We start from the raw sequence: 14741 nt of genomic DNA, 5'->3' as shown, positions 1-14741 counted from the left end.
AACGATGACTACAGAGACGACAGGCGCGGCTCGACGCGTTGTTCGTGGGCTGCTCGGCGAGAAGCTCGGCATGACCCAGGTATGGGACGAGAACAATCGCGTCGTGCCCGTCACCGTGGTCAAGGCCGGGCCTTGTGTGGTGACCCAGGTGCGCACGCCGGAGAAGGACGGATACGACGCGGTGCAGATCGCGTTCGGTGCGCCGAACCCGCGCAAGGTGACCAAGCCCGCGCAGGGACACTTCGACAAGGCGGGAGTCACCGCGCGCCGGCACATCGCCGAGGTGCGCACAGCTGACGCCTCGGAGTACACGCTCGGTCAGGAGCTGACCGCCGAGGTGTTCGAGGCCGGCGAGCTGGTCGACGTGACGGGTACGACCAAGGGCAAGGGCTTCGCCGGTGCCATGAAGCGCCACGGCTTCGGTGGCTTGCGCGCCTCGCACGGTGTGCACGGCAAGCACCGCTCGCCGGGCGCCATCGGCGGCGCCGCCACGCCGGGCCGGGTGTTCAAGGGTAAGAAGCTGCCCGGGCGGATGGGCGGCGAGCGCGTCACCACGATGAACGTGTCGGTGCACGCCGTTGACGCCGAGAAGGGCGTGCTGCTGCTCAAGGGCGCGGTTCCCGGCCCCGACGGTGGCTTGGTGTTCGTCCGCACGGCGGCGAAGGGAGAGACGAAGAAATGAGTACCGTCTCCGTTCTGGACCCGAAGGGCGCCGCGGACGGCACGGTCGAACTGCCGGCCGAGATCTTCGACGTCCAGGTGAACGTGCCGCTGATCCACCAGGTCGTGGTGGCACAGTTGGCGGCGGCCCGGCAGGGTACCCATGCGACCAAGACCCGCGGCCAGGTCGCGGGTGGCGGTGCGAAGCCTTATCGGCAGAAGGGCACCGGCCGCGCCCGGCAGGGCTCGATCCGTGCGCCGCAGTTCACCGGCGGTGGCATCGTGCACGGCCCGCAGCCGCGTAGTTACGCCCAGCGCACGCCGAAGAAGATGAAGGCCGCCGCGCTGCGCGGGGCGCTGTCGGACCGGGCCCGCCACGGGCGGGTCCACGTGGTCGCGCGCTTCGTCGACGGCGACACGCCTTCGACGAAGACCGCCATGGCCACGCTGCAGAACCTGACCGAGCGCAAGAACGTGCTCGTCGTGGTCGAGCGCGGCGACGAACTGAGCGTGAAGAGCCTGCGCAACGTGCCGCAGGTGCACCTGATCGTCGCCGACCAGCTCAACACGTACGACGTGCTGTGCGCCGACGACGTGGTGTTCACCCAGGACGCTCTGAACGCTTTCGTGGCCGGGCACGCTCGGACGGCCAAGGCTGAGGAGGAGGCCAAGTGAGCACCATCAAGGATCCTCGCGACATCCTGCTCGTCCCGGTCGTGTCCGAGAAGAGTTACGGGCTGCTCGACGAGAACAAGTACACCTTCGTGGTCGCACCCCATGCGAACAAGACCGAGATCAAGATCGCTGTCGAGAAGGTGTTCAACGTCAAGGTCACCGGCGTCAACACGCACAACCGCCAGGGCAAGCGCCGCCGGACCCGCTTCGGTGTGGGCAAGCGGCCGGACACCAAGCGCGCGATTGTGACCGTGGCCGAGGGCCAGCGCATCGACATCTTCTCCGGCCCGGTCGGCTGAGCCAGGGCCGAGGATACGAGTATCGAGGTTACGACGAATGGCAATCCGAAAGTACAAGCCGACGACACCGGGCCGGCGTGGCTCCAGCGTCGCCGACTTCGTCGAGATCACCCGATCCGAGCCGGAGAAGTCGCTCGTGCGGCCGCTGCCCAAGAAGGGCGGGCGGAACAGCTCCGGGCGAATCACGACCAGGCATCAGGGTGGCGGCCACAAGCGCCAGTACCGGGTCATCGACTTCCGCCGTGCGGACAAGGACGGCGTGCCGGCCAAGGTCGCGCACATCGAGTACGACCCCAACCGCACGTCGCGGATCGCGCTGCTGCATTACGCCGACGGCGACAAGCGCTACATCCTCGCGCCGACGCGGCTGCGGCAGGGTGCGCGCATCGAGGCCGGTCCCAGCGCCGACATCAAGCCCGGCAACAATCTGCCGCTGCGCAACATCCCGGTCGGTACGGTCGTGCACGCGATCGAGCTGCGGCCCGGTGGCGGCGCGAAGATCGCGCGTTCGGCCGGTTCCAGCGTCCAGCTGGTGGCCAAGGAAGGCACGTGGGCGCAGTTGCGGATGCCTTCGGGTGAGATCCGCAACGTCGACGCGCGCTGCCGTGCGACGGTGGGCGAGGTCGGCAACTCCGAACACTCGAACATCCACTGGGGCAAGGCCGGCCGGTCGCGCTGGAAGGGCAAGCGGCCCTCGGTGCGCGGTGTGGCGATGAACCCGGTCGACCACCCGCACGGTGGTGGCGAGGGCAAGACGTCGGGCGGTCGGCACCCGGTCAACCCGGCGGGTATGCCTGAGGGCCGCACCCGCAAGAAGAACAAGCCGAGCAACCGTCAGATCGTCCGTCGCCGCAAGACCGGCAAGAAGCGCTGAGTGCAGGAGTCGTAGAGATGCCGCGTAGCCTGAAAAAGGGCCCCTTCATCGACGAGCACCTGGCCAAGAAGGTCGAGGCGCAGAACGATAAGGGCACGAAGAACGTCATCAAGACCTGGTCTCGGCGCTCGATGATCGTGCCGGACATGATCGGTCACACGATCGCGGTGCACGACGGTCGTAAGCACGTCCCGGTGTTCATCACCGAGGCGATGGTCGGGCACAAGCTCGGCGAGTTCGCCCCCACGCGAACGTTCAAGGGCCACGAGAAGGACGACCGCCGCGCTCGGCGCCGGTGACGTCCACCACGAGTCAACTACAGGAGTCAACGATGGAAGCCAGGGCTCAAGCGCGGTTCGTCCGTGTCACGCCCACGAAGGCGCGCCGTGTGGTGGACCTCATCCGTGGCATGGACGTCGACGAGGCGTCGGCGCTGTTGAGGTTCGCCCCGCAGGCCGCTGCGGTACCGGTGCGCAAGGTGCTCGAGAGCGCGGCCGCCAATGCCGACGACCTCACCGGCACGCCGCGTGAGGCGCTCACTGTCGCCGAGGCGTACGTGGACGAGGGGCCGACGATGAAGCGGTTCCGTCCGCGGGCGCACGGCCGGGCGAGCCGGATCAACAAGCGGACGTGTCACATCACGGTCGTCGTCGACCGGAAGCCGTCGGCGAGCGACGACACACCGGCCGGTGCGGGCAAGCGTGCCTCGGCCGGTTCGAGAGGAGGGACCCGCTAGTGGGTCAGAAGATCAACCCGCACGGGTTCCGGCTCGGCGTTTCCACCGACCACAAGAGCCGGTGGTTCGCCGACAGCACCACGAAGGGTCAGCGCTACCGCGACTACATCGCTGAAGACGTCGCGATCCGGAAGCTGATGACCGACGGCATGGAGCGCGCGGGTATCTCGCACGTGGACATCGAGCGGACCCGCGACCGGGTGCGTGTCGACATCCACACCGCCCGGCCGGGCATCGTCATCGGCCGCCGCGGCGTCGGCGCGGACCGGCTGCGCTCGGAGCTCGAGAAGCTGACGGGCAAGCAGGTCCAGATGAACGTCCTCGAGGTGAAGCAGCCCGAGATCAACGCTCAGCTGGTCGCCCAGGGCGTGGCCGAGCAGCTCTCGGCTCGCGTGGCGTTCCGTCGCGCGATGCGTAAGGCGCTGCAGACCACCATGCGGGCCGGTGCCAAGGGTGTGCGGATTCAGTGCTCGGGCCGCCTGGGCGGTGCGGAGATGAGCCGCTCGGAGTTCTACCGCGAGGGCCGCGTGCCGCTGCACACGTTGCGTGCCGATGTCGACTACGGCTTCTACGAGGCCCGGACGACCTTCGGCCGCATCGGCGTGAAGGTCTGGATCTACAAGGGCGACGTCAGCGGTTCGCGTTCGGAGCGGGCGGCCGAGCAGGCTGCTCAGGCTCGCGCGCAGCAGGGACGTCGTCGTCCGGAGCGCCGCCGGCCGACCCGCGGCGGTGGCGGCGGCGAGCGCAGTGAGGCCGCAGCGGCGGCACCTGAGGCTCCTGCCGAGGTCACCGAAGCGGCGCAGGCTGCCGAGGCACCTGTGGCCGAAGCGACCCAGCCTGCGCAGCCCGCGCCTGAGGCGCCCGCCACGACCGAGACCGGCAGCGGGCAGGAGGGTTGAGTCATGCTGATCCCCCGCAAGATCAAGTACCGCAAGCAGCACCACCCCAAGCGGCGTGGGCTGGCCAAGGGCGGCACGTCGCTCGCCTTCGGTGAGTACGGTATCCAGGCTGTCGAAGGTCACTACGTGACCAACCGGCAGATCGAGGCCGCTCGTATCGCCATCACCAGGCACATCCGTCGTGGCGGCAAGGTGTGGATCAACATCTACCCGGACCGCCCGCTGACGAAGAAGCCGGCCGAGACCCGCATGGGTTCCGGTAAGGGTTCGCCGGAGTGGTGGGTGGCGAACGTGAAGCCGGGCCGAGTGATGTTCGAGCTGTCCTACCCGAACGAGGACGTGGCTCGGGAAGCTCTCACGCGTGCGATCCACAAGCTGCCGATGAAGGCTCGCATCGTCGCACGCGAGGCAGGTGAAGGGTAATGGCGATCGGTTCGAAGAATCTCGACGCGGCGTCGTTGCGCGAACGCTCGGACGCCGAGCTCCTCGAGGAGCTGCGCGAGGCCAAGGAGACCCTGTTCAACCTCCGGTTCCAGGGCGCCACCGGCCAGCTGGAGAGTCACGGCCGGCTCAAGGCCGTCCGGCGCGACATCGCGCGCATCTACACGGTGATGCGCGAGCGCGAGCTCGGCATCGTCAGCGTGGTCGAAGGATCGACCGACGGAAAGTCCTCGGCCGGTGATGCCTCGTGAGCCCGACGAGCAAGGAAGACAACGTGAACGAGAACTCGGACACACCGGTGCTGGACACCGCGGCCGCGGCTGCGGAAGCGGCGGCGACCGGCGAGATCGCGCCGTCGGCGGCGCAGAGCGCCACGCCGGGCCGTGGGTACCGCAAGGTCCGTCAGGGCCGCGTGGTCAGCGACAAGATGGACAAGACCGTGGTCGTGTCCGTCGAGGACCGCTTCAAGCACCGGATGTACGGCAAGGTCATCCGGCGTGCCAGCAAGCTGAAGGCGCACGACGAGCAGAATGCCGCCGGGGTGGGTGACCGGGTCTTGTTGATGGAGACCCGGCCGCTGTCGGCGACGAAGCGCTGGCGCGTCGTGGAGATCATCGAGAAGGCGAAGTAGGAGCGAGATGATTCAGCAGGAGTCGCGACTTCGCGTCGCCGACAACACGGGTGCCAAGGAGATCTTGTGCATCCGTGTCCTCGGCGGCTCCGGCCGGCGCTACGCCGGTATCGGCGACGTCATCGTGGCGACCGTCAAGGACGCCATCCCCGGCGGGGGCGTGAAGAAGGGTGAAGTCGTCAAGGCCGTGGTCGTGCGGACCGTGAAGGAGCGCCGCCGGCCGGACGGCTCCTACATCCGCTTCGACGAGAACGCGGCAGTGATCATCAGGGACGGCGGTGACCCACGCGGTACGCGCATCTTCGGGCCCGTCGGCCGTGAACTGCGGGACAAGCGCTTCATGCGCATCATCTCGCTCGCGCCGGAGGTGTTGTGAGCCAATGCGCATCAAGAAAGGTGACAAGGTCGTCGTCACCGCGGGCAAGGACAAGGGTGTCGTCGGCAAGGTGATCGCGGCCTACCCCAAGGACGAGCGGGTGCTCGTCGAGGGTGTCAACCGCATCACCAAGCACACCAAGCCGACGCAGACCGCCCGGGGAACGCAGCAGTCCGGCGGGATCGTGCACCAGGAGGCGCCGGTTCACGTCTCCAACGTGGCGCTCGCGGTCGAGGTCGACGTCGACGGCAAGAAGAAGACGGTCGGTAGCCGTGTCGGGTACCGATTCGACGACAACGGCAACAAGGTCCGGTACGCCAAGCGCACCGGTGAGGAAATCTGATGACAATGACGGATGCGCCCGCCCGCGCTGTTCCACGGCTCAAGCAGCGCTACCGCGACGAGATCATCGCAGGGCTGCGCGAGCAGTTCGACATCGCGAACATCATGCAGGTGCCCACGGTGGCGAAGGTTGTCGTCAACATGGGTGTCGGCGAAGCTGCTCGCGACGCGAAGCTGATCGAGGGCGCGGTGAACGACCTGGCCACGATCACCGGGCAGAAGCCGGCGGTCACCAAGGCGCGCAAGTCCATCGCGCAGTTCAAGCTGCGTGAAGGGATGCCGATCGGGGCCCACGTCACCCTGCGGGGCGACCGGATGTGGGAGTTCCTCGACCGGCTGGTCACGATCGCGCTCCCGCGGATCAGGGACTTCCGTGGCTTGTCGCCGCGCCAGTTCGACGGTCGTGGCAACTACACGTTCGGTCTCAACGAGCAGTCGGTGTTCTACGAGATCGACCAGGACCGAATCGATCGGGTGCGCGGCATGGACATCACCGTGGTCACCACCGCGACCGACGACGACCAGGGGAGGGAGCTGTTGCGGCGGCTCGGCTTCCCATTCAAGGAGCAGTGACGAGGTGAGCGAGCAGAGTGGTCGGCGAGGAACGAGCCGCCCGCGGAGCAAGCGAACCGAGGAACGCGACCCGATGACACAGGAGCAGTGACGTGGCGAAGAAGGCGCTGATCAACAAGGCGCAGCGCAAGCCGAAGTTCGCGGTGCGTGCCTACACACGTTGCCAGAAGTGTGGACGCCCGCACTCGGTGTACCGCAAGTTCGGTCTGTGCCGGGTCTGCCTGCGCGAAATGGCTCATCGCGGTGAGCTGCCGGGCGTGACGAAGTCCAGCTGGTAGACCATCCCATCTCATCGCCGTAGGTCCTCTCGTGAGCGAACGGGAGGAAACCCCGGCGGGAAAGTGGTTACGAATCCATGACCATGACCGATCCGATCGCAGACATGCTGACCCGTCTGCGTAATGCGAACTCGGCGCACCACGAGACCGTGGCGATGCCGTACAGCAAGATCAAGGCACACATCGCTGAGATCCTCAAGCAAGAGGGCTACATCGCCGGGTACTCCGTAGAGGAGCCGACCGAGCCGGGCAAGGGCGCGGTGGGTAAGTCGCTCGTACTGGAGTTGAAGTACGGCCCGTCGCGGGAGCGCTCCATCGCCGGCGTCCGGCGCGTGAGCAAGCCGGGGCTGCGGGTCTATGCCAAGGCCAACAACATGCCGAAGGTGCTCGGTGGCCTGGGCGTCGCGATCATTTCGACGTCGCAGGGGCTGCTGACCGCACGTGCGGCCTCCAAGCAGGGTGTGGGCGGGGAAGTCCTCGCTTACGTCTGGTAACGGGAAGGAGCAGAGAAGACATGTCGCGTATCGGCAAGCTCCCGATTCCCGTTCCTGCGGGGGTCGACGTCGCCGTCGACGGCAGCGACGTGACGGTGAAGGGCCCGAAGGGCACGCTGAGCCGTACGTTGCCGGAGATGATCGAACTGCATCGTTCCGACGACGGCGCCATCGAGGTTCGCCGCCCGGACGACGAGCAGGAGAGCCGGGCCATGCACGGACTCAGCCGCACGCTGGTGTCGAACATGGTCACCGGGGTCACCGAGGGCTACGAGAAGAAGCTCGAGATCGTGGGTGTCGGGTACCGCGTCACGGCCAAGGGCAAGGACCTCGAGTTTGCGCTCGGGTTCAGCCACCCGATCCTGTTCGAGGCGCCCGAGGGCATCACGTTCGCCGTCGAGTCTCCGACGAAGTTCGCTGTTCAGGGCATCGACAAGCAACAGGTCGGCCATGTCTCGGCCAAGATCCGTGGTCTTCGCCCACCGGAGCCGTACAAAGGCAAGGGCGTGCGCTACGAGGGCGAGCGGGTCCGGCGCAAGGTCGGAAAGGCTGGGAAGTAAACCATGGGCATCGCGATCAATCGCCAGGTCCATCGCGGCGAGAAGACCGCCGCGCGCAACCGGCGGCATCTGCGGGTGCGCAAGAAGATCAGCGGCACGACCACTCGGCCGCGGCTGGTCGTCACTCGCTCGCTGCGGCACATGGTGGCCCAGGTCGTCGACGACACCACCGGACGCACGCTGGCGTCGGCGTCCAGCATGGAAAGCGACCTGCGGGCGTCGAGCGACGACAAGACCGCCAAGGCGCGCCGGGTGGGCGAACTCGTGGCCGAGCGCGCCAAGGAGGCCGGTGTCGAAGCTGTGGTGTTCGACCGAGCCGGCAACCAGTACCACGGCCGGGTGGCCGCGGTGGCTGACGGCGCACGTGACCACGGACTGAAACTGTGACATTCGCGCCGGCACATTCGCGCCCTCGACGGGGGTACGTGTCTCGGGCGCTACGTTTGCGAGAGGATAGAGGACATCATGGCTGAACCCCAGCGCCGCGGTGGTGGCGCCGGTGGCGAGCGCCGCGATCGCCGTGACCGTCGCGACCGCGACAGCCGTCGCGGCGGCGACGCGGACAAGACCAATTACATCGAGACCGTGGTCGGCATCAACCGGGTGGCCAAGGTCCACCAGGGCGGTCGTCGCTTCAGCTTCACAGCCCTGGTGGTCGTGGGCGACGGGGACGGAACCGTCGGTGTCGGTTACGGCAAGGCCAAGGAGGTGCCCTCGGCTATCGCCAAGGGCGTCGAGGAAGCCAAGAAGCAGTTCTTCCGGGTGCCGCGCATCCAGGGGACCATCCCGCACCCGGTGCAGGGTGAGAAGGCTGCCGGCATCGTCCTCCTGCGTCCGGCCTCACCGGGTACCGGTGTGATCGCCGGCGGGCCGGTGCGTGCCGTGCTCGAGGCCGCGGGCATCCACGATGTCCTCAGCAAGTCGCTCGGTTCGACGAACGCGATCAACATCGTGCACGCGACGATCACGGCGCTCAAGAGCCTCGAGCCGCCCGAGAAGGTGGCGGCCCGGCGTGGTCTCGCACTCGAGGATGTTGCGCCTGCGGCGATGCTGCGGGCGAGGGCGGAGGCCGGTGCGTGAGCGAAGCCAAGAAGCTGAGGATCCGTCAGGTCCGCAGCCGGATCGGCGGAACATCGTCGCAGCGTGACACGTTGCGCTCACTGGGTCTCCGGCGTATCGGCCACGAGGTCGTCAAGGACGATCGGCCCGAGATCCGCGGCATGGTGCGGACGGTGGCTCACCTCGTCTCGGTCGAAGCGATCTCTGCCGCCGAGGCCAGCAACGACACAGTGCAGGAGAGTGACCAGCGATGAGCAACTCGCCGTTGAAGCCGCATCACCTGCGGCCGGCTCCCGGCGCCAAGACCGCGAAGACGCGGGTGGGCCGAGGCGAGGCGTCGAAGGGTAAGACGGCCGGGCGCGGTACCAAGGGCACCAAGGCTCGGTACCAGGTTCCCGCCAACTTCGAGGGCGGGCAGCTTCCGCTGCACATGCGCCTGCCGAAGCTCAAGGGGTTCAAGAACCCGTTCCGGGTCGAGTACCAGGTGGTGAACCTCGACAAGCTCGCCGCGTTGTACCCCGACGGCGGCGAGGTCACGGTCGAGGACCTCGTGGCGAAGGGCGCTGTGCGCAGTGGCCAGCAGGTCAAGATCCTCGGCACCGGTGATGTCTCGGTTGCGCTTCAGGTGAACGCCCATGCGTTCTCGGAGAGCGCGGAAGAGAAGATCACGGCAGCCGGCGGCACGGCCACTCGGCTGTAGTTTCGACCGATGCCGGTGCGCAACGACGATCTTGCCGATGCGCTTGCGGTCCGTCTCGGACGGCGAGCGCCTCGGGGAGGTCGGTGTGCCGGTGGTGTTAACGTCTGTGAGTTGACTTACCGACCACTGTGCCGGCACACCTCGCGACGCCGGTATCGCAGGAGGCCCTGAAGTGCTCAGAGTGTTCGCGCAGGCTTTTCGTACCCCTGACCTGCGCCAGAAATTACTGTTCACGCTGGGCATCATCGCGATCTTCCGGCTCGGTTCGGTCGTGCCCACGCCCGGTGTCGACGTCGCCGCGGTCCGCAACTGCGTGGACCTGGCCGGGAACGAGGGCATCTACGGGATGCTCAATCTGTTCTCCGGTGGAGCGATGCTCCAGCTGGCGGTGTTCGCCCTCGGCATCATCCCGTACATCACCGCCGCCATCATCTTCCAGCTGCTCACGGTCGTCATTCCGCGCATCGAGGCGTTGCGCAAGGAGGGCCAGTCCGGGCAGGCGCAGATCACGCAGTACACGCGGTACCTCACCATCGGCCTGGCGCTGCTGCAGTCGACCACGATCATCACGCTCGCCCGGCGGGGTCAGTTCTTCCCGAACTGCCCCGAGGAGGTCCTGGCTGACGACTCGCTGGGCACGGTGGCGATCATGATCGTCACGATGACCGCCGGTACCGGCGTCGTGATGTGGCTCGGTGAGCTCATCACCGACCGCGGCGTCGGCAACGGCATGTCGTTGCTGATCTTCACCCAGATCGTGGCCAGTGTGCCGGGCATGTTCTGGAGCATCCAGCAGAGCCGTGGCTGGGCGATCTTCGGCATCGTGGTGGTCGTCGGACTGATCGTCATCGCGTTGATCGTGTTCGTCGAGCAGTCTCAGCGCCGTATCCCGGTGCAGTACGCCAAGCGGATGGTCGGGCGGAAGATGTACGGCGGGTCGTCGACGTACATCCCGTTGAAGATCAACCAAGCCAACGTCATCCCGGTGATCTTCGCTTCGTCCCTGCTGTACATCCCGTTGCTGGCGGCACAGTTCAACCAGACGACGAGCTGGGGACTGTGGATCCAGGACAACTTCACCAGGGGTTCGCACCCGCTGTACATCGCGTTCTACTTCTTCCTGATCGTCGGGTTCACCTTCTTCTACGTGTCCATCACGTTCAACCCGAAGGACATCTCCGACAACATGAAGCGGTACGGCGGCTTCGTTCCCGGTATCCGTGCCGGTCGAGCGACGGAGGAGTACCTGTCCTACGTCCTCAACCGCATCACCTCGGCCGGTGCGATCTATCTCGCCTTGGTGGCACTGTTGCCGCTGCTGGCGTTCAACGCCATCAACCCTGCCGGTGACGGCGGGCAGGCGTTCAACAACATGTTCGGCGGCACGAGCATCCTGATCATGGTCGGCGTCGGACTCCAGACGGTGCAGCAGATCGAGAGCCAGCTGCAGCAGCGCAACTACGAGGGGTTCCTCCGGTGACGCGAATTCTGATCATGGGCCCGCCAGGTGCGGGCAAGGGGACCCAGGCGGAGTTGCTCGCCAAGCGGCTGGGCATCCCGGCCATCTCGACCGGAGACATCTTCCGCGCCAACATCTCCGCTGGAACACCGCTGGGCGTCGAGGTCAAGCGCTACCTCGACGCCGGAGAGTACGTGCCGGACTCCATCACCAATGAGATGGTGCGTGGCCGGCTGGCCGAGCCGGACGCCGCCGACGGCTTTCTGCTCGACGGTTATCCGCGCACCCTGGCCCAGGTCGAGTTCCTCGACGGTGTTCTCGCCGAGTCGGGCACCCAGCTCGACCGGGTCATCGAGTTGACCGTCGACGTCGACGAAGTCGTGCAGCGGTTGCACAAGCGGGCGATGGAAGCCGGCCGCAGCGACGACAGCGAAGAGGTGATCCGGCGCCGCCAAGAGGTCTACCTGGAAGAGACGGCGCCGCTGATCGCGGTCTACTCCGAACGCGGGCTGGTCGCCAAGGTCGACGGTATGGGCACCGTCGACGAGGTGGCTGCGCGCGTAGCCGATGCCGTCTCTGAGCCGTTCCAGCGCTGACCGGCTGTGTCAAGCCGGTCCGTGTTGAATCATGATCGAGATCAAGACACCGGCTGAGGTCGCGAAGATGCGGCGGGCCGGAATCGTGGTGGCCGAGATCCACGCGGTGCTGCGCGAGCAGATCCAGCCGGGCGTCACGCCGCGAGACCTCGACGAGATCGCCCGCCGCGAGTTGCGCGAGCGCGGCGCGACGTCGAACTTCCTGGGTTACGGGGGGTTCCCAGCCACGGTGTGCGTGTCGGTGAACGACGTCGTCGTGCATGGCATCCCTGACGACGTCGCGTTCCGCGACGGTGACATCGTCTCGCTCGACTTCGGCGCCGTCGTCGACGGTTGGCACGGTGACGCCGCGGTGACAGTGCCGGTGGGCACGGTGACCGATGACGTCGCGGAGCTGCTGAGCGTGTGCGAAGACGCGTTGTGGGCGGGGATCGCGGCGATGCGCAGCGGCCGGCGCGTCCGCGACATCGGGGCCGCTGTGGAGAAGACCGTGCGCTCCAGGGGCGACTACGGGCTGGTCGAAGAATACGGCGGACACGGCATCGGGACCGCCATGCACCAGGACCCGCATGTGTTGAACTACCGCACGCGGGCGCGTGGGCCCAAGCTGGTGCCGGGCCTGTGCCTGGCCATCGAGCCGATGATCACCTTGGGCTCGCCGGCCACTCACACCCTCGCCGACCAGTGGACGGTCAAGACCGACGACGGTTCGTGGGCGGCGCATTTCGAGCACAGTGTCGCGGTCACCCCCGAGGGCCCGCTCGTGCTGACGGCACTCGACGCCGGCGTCGAGCGGCTGAGCGCGCTGGGTGTGTCGACACCCGGTGCGTCCCTGTCCGATCTCTGGTGAGCGGATCGGGGACGATTGGGGGGTTACCCTGATGGCCCTGGTGACCTCGTCGGCGGATACTTGGCGATATGGCTGACCGGCACGAGATGCGAGCTGCCGATTCCGACCGTGAGCGCGTCACCGAGATTCTCCGCGACGCGCACGGTGAGGGGCGGTTGCGCCAGGACGAGCTGCTCGCGCGGATCGAGCTCGCCTACAACGCTCGCACGTACAGCGAGCTTGATCAGCTCATCGCCGATCTTCCCGTTCAGCCTCGTCAGGCCACGGCGCCGGCCCGTCCGGTATCGGTCACGCCACCGGCCAACCGCGGCGGCACGATGCGCCGGCTGGTGCGCGGCACGCTCAACGCGGCGTGGTGGTTCTACGGCGTAGCCGTGGCGATCAACTTGACGGTCTGGTTGCTGGTCAGCATGGGCGACGGCTTCCCCGAATACTTCTGGCCCGCCTGGGTGGCAGGCCCCTGGGGCGTGGTGCTCGCCACCGCGGAGTTGACCTACCGTAGGCGTACGAGCCGTACGCAGCGCTGATTGGCATCAACCGCGCCCTCTAGCGTAGAATCTGTCGTCGGCCCACTGTGGTCTGTCTCGTCGTGCCCTGCGGCTGGTCCTCGACCATGCGGTCAGGACGGGGGGCGCGTGACAGTTCGTCGTCTGTACCGAATGCTGACGTCGAGGGCAGTGTGCTGATGCGCCAGGCGACGAAGACCGAAGAAGTGCGGAGGATATGCCGAAGAAGGACGGGGTCATCGAGATCGAGGGCACCGTGACTGAGGCTCTCCCGAACGCGATGTTCCGGGTCGAGCTCTCGAACGGTCACAAGGTGCTCGCCCATATTTCAGGCAAGATGCGACAGCACTACATCCGGATCCTGCCCGAGGACCGTGTGGTGGTGGAGCTCAGCCCGTACGACTTGACCCGTGGTCGCATCGTCTACCGCTACAAGTAACCACCGACGAAATCGGACATGGCCGTGTCGTGAGCGTCTGCCACGTTCCCGGCACACGTCCACGAAAGAGTCCCCGATGAAGGTCAAGCCGAGCGTCAAGCCCATCTGCGACAAGTGCAAAGTGATCCGCCGGCACGGCCGGGTCATGGTCATCTGCGACAACCTGCGGCACAAGCAGCGTCAAGGCTGACCGGCACCTGCTCGCCCGACCACAACTGAACATCTCTGCAACGCACCAGCAACCCCGCGACATCGGTACTGCCGAGCGTGGGGGCCACCCCCGGGACGGAGGCCGGGGCTCGACGGCGCAACGGCCGGCCGAGACGCGGTGCGTCCGACACCTCCGTCGTCACAGTGAGGACATCAGATGGCACGCCTCGTCGGCGTCGACCTCCCGCGCGACAAGCGCCTGGAGGTCGCCCTGACCTACATCTTCGGCATCGGGCGAACCCGAGCGCTGGAGACACTGAAGAACACCGGCGTCAGTCCTGACACACGCGTCAAGGACATCAGCGACGACGACCTGGTCAAGCTTCGTGACTGGATCGAGGCCAACTACCGCATCGAGGGTGACCTGCGCCGTGAGGTGCAAGGTGACATCCGCCGCAAGATCGAGATCGGTAGTTACCAAGGCATCCGGCACCGCCGCGGTCTACCTGTCCGCGGTCAGCGCACGCACACGAACGCACGCACCCGCAAGGGCCGCAAGAAGACCGTCGCCGGCAAGAAGAAGGCCGGCAAGTGACCCTTCGGCGTCGGGCGTCTCTCGACGCCGGCCAGGGTTCGGTCGGGCATCTGCGAGGAACGAGCAGCGGGCGGGGGCGGCGTCCGGAGACGCCCGGAACCCCCCAGCGCTGACACAGACTTATTCGGACAGGAGAACCACACATGCCACCAGCGAAAGGCCGTCCGGCCGCCAAGGTGCGCCGCAGGGAGAAGAAGAACGTCGCCCACGGCGTCGCGCACATCAAGAGCACGTTCAACAACACCATCGTCTCGATCACGGACCCGCAGGGGAACGTGATCGCGTGGGCGAGCGCCGGCCAGGTCGGTTTCAAGGGCTCGCGCAAGTCCACGCCGTTCGCCGCGCAGATGGCCGCCGAGGCGGCCGCACGTCGTGCTCAGGAGCACGGCATGCGCAAGGTCGACGTGTTCGTCAAAGGCCCGGGCTCGGGCCGCGAGACCGCGATCCGCTCGCTTCAGGCCGTCGGCCTCGAGGTCGGCACGATCTCGGATGTGACCCCGCAGGCACACAACGGGTGCCGTCCGCCGAAGCGCCGTCGCGTCTGACGTC

At 66.9% G+C, this 14741-nt stretch carries 28 protein-coding genes; all 28 read left to right on the top strand.

What is annotated here, in order from left to right:
- Window positions 1–4: 4 nt before the first annotated feature.
- The 28 genes from rplC (at window position 5) to rpsK (ending at window position 14737) form a co-directional block, all read left to right on the top strand.
- Window positions 5–682, top strand: a complete 678-nt coding sequence (gene rplC / locus M6444_RS11820) for a 50S ribosomal protein L3 (RefSeq protein WP_298327290.1) — start codon at window positions 5–7, stop codon at window positions 680–682.
- Window positions 679–1335 (top strand): 50S ribosomal protein L4, encoded by a 657-nt coding sequence (rplD, locus tag M6444_RS11815; protein ID WP_298327288.1) that lies wholly within the window; start codon window positions 679–681, stop codon window positions 1333–1335. Before rplC ends, rplD begins: the two co-directional genes overlap by 4 nt.
- Window positions 1332–1634, top strand: coding sequence for a 50S ribosomal protein L23 (gene rplW, locus M6444_RS11810; RefSeq protein ID WP_298327285.1), 303 nt, complete (start codon window positions 1332–1334; stop codon window positions 1632–1634). Before rplD ends, rplW begins: the two co-directional genes overlap by 4 nt.
- 37 nt (window positions 1635–1671) lie before the next feature.
- A complete protein-coding gene (rplB, locus tag M6444_RS11805) occupies window positions 1672–2508 on the top strand; it encodes a 50S ribosomal protein L2 (protein WP_298327282.1) in 837 nt (278 codons plus the stop codon).
- 17 nt (window positions 2509–2525) lie between these two features.
- Window positions 2526–2807, top strand: coding sequence for a 30S ribosomal protein S19 (rpsS, locus tag M6444_RS11800; RefSeq protein WP_298327279.1), 282 nt, complete (start codon window positions 2526–2528; stop codon window positions 2805–2807).
- Window positions 2808–2839: 32 nt separating this feature from the next.
- The gene (rplV, locus tag M6444_RS11795) at window positions 2840–3244 is read left to right on the top strand and encodes a 50S ribosomal protein L22 (RefSeq protein WP_298327276.1); all 405 of its coding nucleotides are present in this window, start codon (window positions 2840–2842) and stop codon (window positions 3242–3244) included.
- Window positions 3244–4143 carry a 30S ribosomal protein S3 gene (rpsC, locus tag M6444_RS11790; RefSeq protein WP_363326336.1) on the top strand — a complete coding sequence of 300 codons (900 nt, stop codon included), beginning with the start codon at window positions 3244–3246 and terminating at the stop codon, window positions 4141–4143. Before rplV ends, rpsC begins: the two co-directional genes overlap by 1 nt.
- A gap of 3 nt (window positions 4144–4146) precedes the next feature.
- Window positions 4147–4566 (top strand): 50S ribosomal protein L16, encoded by a 420-nt coding sequence (gene rplP, locus M6444_RS11785; RefSeq protein WP_298327273.1) that lies wholly within the window; start codon window positions 4147–4149, stop codon window positions 4564–4566.
- On the top strand, window positions 4566–4835 hold the full coding sequence (gene rpmC / locus M6444_RS11780) for a 50S ribosomal protein L29 (protein ID WP_298327271.1): 270 nt from the start codon (window positions 4566–4568) through the stop codon (window positions 4833–4835). Before rplP ends, rpmC begins: the two co-directional genes overlap by 1 nt.
- Window positions 4836–4930: 95 nt before the next feature.
- The gene (gene rpsQ, locus M6444_RS11775; RefSeq protein ID WP_298327341.1) at window positions 4931–5215 is read left to right on the top strand and encodes a 30S ribosomal protein S17; all 285 of its coding nucleotides are present in this window, start codon (window positions 4931–4933) and stop codon (window positions 5213–5215) included.
- A 7-nt stretch (window positions 5216–5222) separates the two neighbouring features.
- Window positions 5223–5591, top strand: a complete 369-nt coding sequence (rplN, locus tag M6444_RS11770) for a 50S ribosomal protein L14 (RefSeq protein WP_298327269.1) — start codon at window positions 5223–5225, stop codon at window positions 5589–5591.
- A 4-nt stretch (window positions 5592–5595) separates the two neighbouring features.
- Window positions 5596–5934, top strand: a complete 339-nt coding sequence (gene rplX / locus M6444_RS11765) for a 50S ribosomal protein L24 (RefSeq protein ID WP_298327266.1) — start codon at window positions 5596–5598, stop codon at window positions 5932–5934.
- Window positions 5934–6506 carry a 50S ribosomal protein L5 gene (gene rplE / locus M6444_RS11760; RefSeq protein WP_363326335.1) on the top strand — a complete coding sequence of 191 codons (573 nt, stop codon included), beginning with the start codon at window positions 5934–5936 and terminating at the stop codon, window positions 6504–6506. Before rplX ends, rplE begins: the two co-directional genes overlap by 1 nt.
- Window positions 6507–6598: 92 nt before the next feature.
- Window positions 6599–6784, top strand: a complete 186-nt coding sequence (locus M6444_RS11755) for a type Z 30S ribosomal protein S14 (RefSeq protein ID WP_129665331.1) — start codon at window positions 6599–6601, stop codon at window positions 6782–6784.
- A 77-nt stretch (window positions 6785–6861) separates the two neighbouring features.
- Window positions 6862–7278 (top strand): 30S ribosomal protein S8, encoded by a 417-nt coding sequence (gene rpsH, locus M6444_RS11750; protein WP_298327259.1) that lies wholly within the window; start codon window positions 6862–6864, stop codon window positions 7276–7278.
- Window positions 7279–7298: 20 nt separating this feature from the next.
- A complete protein-coding gene (rplF, locus tag M6444_RS11745) occupies window positions 7299–7838 on the top strand; it encodes a 50S ribosomal protein L6 (protein ID WP_298327257.1) in 540 nt (179 codons plus the stop codon).
- Window positions 7839–7841: 3 nt separating this feature from the next.
- The gene (gene rplR / locus M6444_RS11740; protein WP_298327255.1) at window positions 7842–8225 is read left to right on the top strand and encodes a 50S ribosomal protein L18; all 384 of its coding nucleotides are present in this window, start codon (window positions 7842–7844) and stop codon (window positions 8223–8225) included.
- Window positions 8226–8303: 78 nt separating this feature from the next.
- Window positions 8304–8918 carry a 30S ribosomal protein S5 gene (rpsE, locus tag M6444_RS11735; RefSeq protein ID WP_298327252.1) on the top strand — a complete coding sequence of 205 codons (615 nt, stop codon included), beginning with the start codon at window positions 8304–8306 and terminating at the stop codon, window positions 8916–8918.
- Window positions 8915–9151 carry a 50S ribosomal protein L30 gene (gene rpmD, locus M6444_RS11730; protein ID WP_363326334.1) on the top strand — a complete coding sequence of 79 codons (237 nt, stop codon included), beginning with the start codon at window positions 8915–8917 and terminating at the stop codon, window positions 9149–9151. Before rpsE ends, rpmD begins: the two co-directional genes overlap by 4 nt.
- Window positions 9148–9597 (top strand): 50S ribosomal protein L15, encoded by a 450-nt coding sequence (gene rplO / locus M6444_RS11725; protein WP_363326333.1) that lies wholly within the window; start codon window positions 9148–9150, stop codon window positions 9595–9597. Before rpmD ends, rplO begins: the two co-directional genes overlap by 4 nt.
- Before the next feature lie 172 nt (window positions 9598–9769).
- Complete coding sequence (gene secY, locus M6444_RS11720) at window positions 9770–11077, top strand: preprotein translocase subunit SecY (RefSeq protein ID WP_298327249.1); 1308 nt, start codon at window positions 9770–9772, stop codon at window positions 11075–11077.
- A 5-nt stretch (window positions 11078–11082) separates the two neighbouring features.
- Window positions 11083–11652 (top strand): adenylate kinase, encoded by a 570-nt coding sequence (locus M6444_RS11715; RefSeq protein WP_363326337.1) that lies wholly within the window; start codon window positions 11083–11085, stop codon window positions 11650–11652.
- Window positions 11653–11683: 31 nt separating this feature from the next.
- On the top strand, window positions 11684–12502 hold the full coding sequence (gene map / locus M6444_RS11710) for a type I methionyl aminopeptidase (RefSeq protein ID WP_298327244.1): 819 nt from the start codon (window positions 11684–11686) through the stop codon (window positions 12500–12502).
- A 68-nt stretch (window positions 12503–12570) separates the two neighbouring features.
- The gene (locus M6444_RS11705) at window positions 12571–13029 is read left to right on the top strand and encodes a DUF1707 domain-containing protein (protein ID WP_298327242.1); all 459 of its coding nucleotides are present in this window, start codon (window positions 12571–12573) and stop codon (window positions 13027–13029) included.
- Between the two features lie 196 nt (window positions 13030–13225).
- A complete protein-coding gene (gene infA / locus M6444_RS11700; RefSeq protein WP_026877474.1) occupies window positions 13226–13447 on the top strand; it encodes a translation initiation factor IF-1 in 222 nt (73 codons plus the stop codon).
- Window positions 13448–13523: 76 nt separating this feature from the next.
- Complete coding sequence (gene rpmJ / locus M6444_RS11695; RefSeq protein ID WP_119951654.1) at window positions 13524–13637, top strand: 50S ribosomal protein L36; 114 nt, start codon at window positions 13524–13526, stop codon at window positions 13635–13637.
- Window positions 13638–13814: 177 nt separating this feature from the next.
- The gene (rpsM, locus tag M6444_RS11690) at window positions 13815–14192 is read left to right on the top strand and encodes a 30S ribosomal protein S13 (RefSeq protein ID WP_298327226.1); all 378 of its coding nucleotides are present in this window, start codon (window positions 13815–13817) and stop codon (window positions 14190–14192) included.
- Window positions 14193–14335: 143 nt separating this feature from the next.
- On the top strand, window positions 14336–14737 hold the full coding sequence (rpsK, locus tag M6444_RS11685) for a 30S ribosomal protein S11 (protein ID WP_298327224.1): 402 nt from the start codon (window positions 14336–14338) through the stop codon (window positions 14735–14737).
- Window positions 14738–14741: the final 4 nt, after the last annotated feature.

The organism is Haloactinopolyspora sp., from assembly GCF_027324685.1.
Taxonomy (GTDB): domain Bacteria; phylum Actinomycetota; class Actinomycetes; order Jiangellales; family Jiangellaceae; genus Haloactinopolyspora.
This window is presented reverse-complemented; position numbering and strand designations above follow the sequence as displayed.

Bases quoted from the DNA above. Each gene is read 5' to 3' on its own strand.
- M6444_RS11705 (WP_298327242.1), top strand. From the start codon at position 12,571: ATGGCTGACCGGCACGAGATGCGAGCTGCCGATTCCGACCGTGAGCGC.
- rplC (WP_298327290.1), top strand. From the start codon at position 5: ATGACTACAGAGACGACAGGCGCGGCTCGACGCGTTGTTCGTGGGCTG.
- map (WP_298327244.1), top strand. From the start codon at position 11,684: ATGATCGAGATCAAGACACCGGCTGAGGTCGCGAAGATGCGGCGGGCC.
- rpmJ (WP_119951654.1), top strand. From the start codon at position 13,524: ATGAAGGTCAAGCCGAGCGTCAAGCCCATCTGCGACAAGTGCAAAGTG.
- rplP (WP_298327273.1), top strand. From the start codon at position 4,147: ATGCTGATCCCCCGCAAGATCAAGTACCGCAAGCAGCACCACCCCAAG.
- rplO (WP_363326333.1), top strand. From the start codon at position 9,148: ATGAGCAACTCGCCGTTGAAGCCGCATCACCTGCGGCCGGCTCCCGGC.
- rplN (WP_298327269.1), top strand. From the start codon at position 5,223: ATGATTCAGCAGGAGTCGCGACTTCGCGTCGCCGACAACACGGGTGCC.
- rplR (WP_298327255.1), top strand. From the start codon at position 7,842: ATGGGCATCGCGATCAATCGCCAGGTCCATCGCGGCGAGAAGACCGCC.
- infA (WP_026877474.1), top strand. From the start codon at position 13,226: ATGCCGAAGAAGGACGGGGTCATCGAGATCGAGGGCACCGTGACTGAG.
- rplB (WP_298327282.1), top strand. From the start codon at position 1,672: ATGGCAATCCGAAAGTACAAGCCGACGACACCGGGCCGGCGTGGCTCC.
- rpsH (WP_298327259.1), top strand. From the start codon at position 6,862: ATGACCATGACCGATCCGATCGCAGACATGCTGACCCGTCTGCGTAAT.
- rplD (WP_298327288.1), top strand. From the start codon at position 679: ATGAGTACCGTCTCCGTTCTGGACCCGAAGGGCGCCGCGGACGGCACG.
- rplF (WP_298327257.1), top strand. From the start codon at position 7,299: ATGTCGCGTATCGGCAAGCTCCCGATTCCCGTTCCTGCGGGGGTCGAC.
- rplX (WP_298327266.1), top strand. From the start codon at position 5,596: ATGCGCATCAAGAAAGGTGACAAGGTCGTCGTCACCGCGGGCAAGGAC.
- rpsS (WP_298327279.1), top strand. From the start codon at position 2,526: ATGCCGCGTAGCCTGAAAAAGGGCCCCTTCATCGACGAGCACCTGGCC.
- rpsK (WP_298327224.1), top strand. From the start codon at position 14,336: ATGCCACCAGCGAAAGGCCGTCCGGCCGCCAAGGTGCGCCGCAGGGAG.
- rpmC (WP_298327271.1), top strand. From the start codon at position 4,566: ATGGCGATCGGTTCGAAGAATCTCGACGCGGCGTCGTTGCGCGAACGC.
- rplE (WP_363326335.1), top strand. From the start codon at position 5,934: ATGACAATGACGGATGCGCCCGCCCGCGCTGTTCCACGGCTCAAGCAG.
- rpsM (WP_298327226.1), top strand. From the start codon at position 13,815: ATGGCACGCCTCGTCGGCGTCGACCTCCCGCGCGACAAGCGCCTGGAG.
- rplV (WP_298327276.1), top strand. From the start codon at position 2,840: ATGGAAGCCAGGGCTCAAGCGCGGTTCGTCCGTGTCACGCCCACGAAG.
- rpsE (WP_298327252.1), top strand. From the start codon at position 8,304: ATGGCTGAACCCCAGCGCCGCGGTGGTGGCGCCGGTGGCGAGCGCCGC.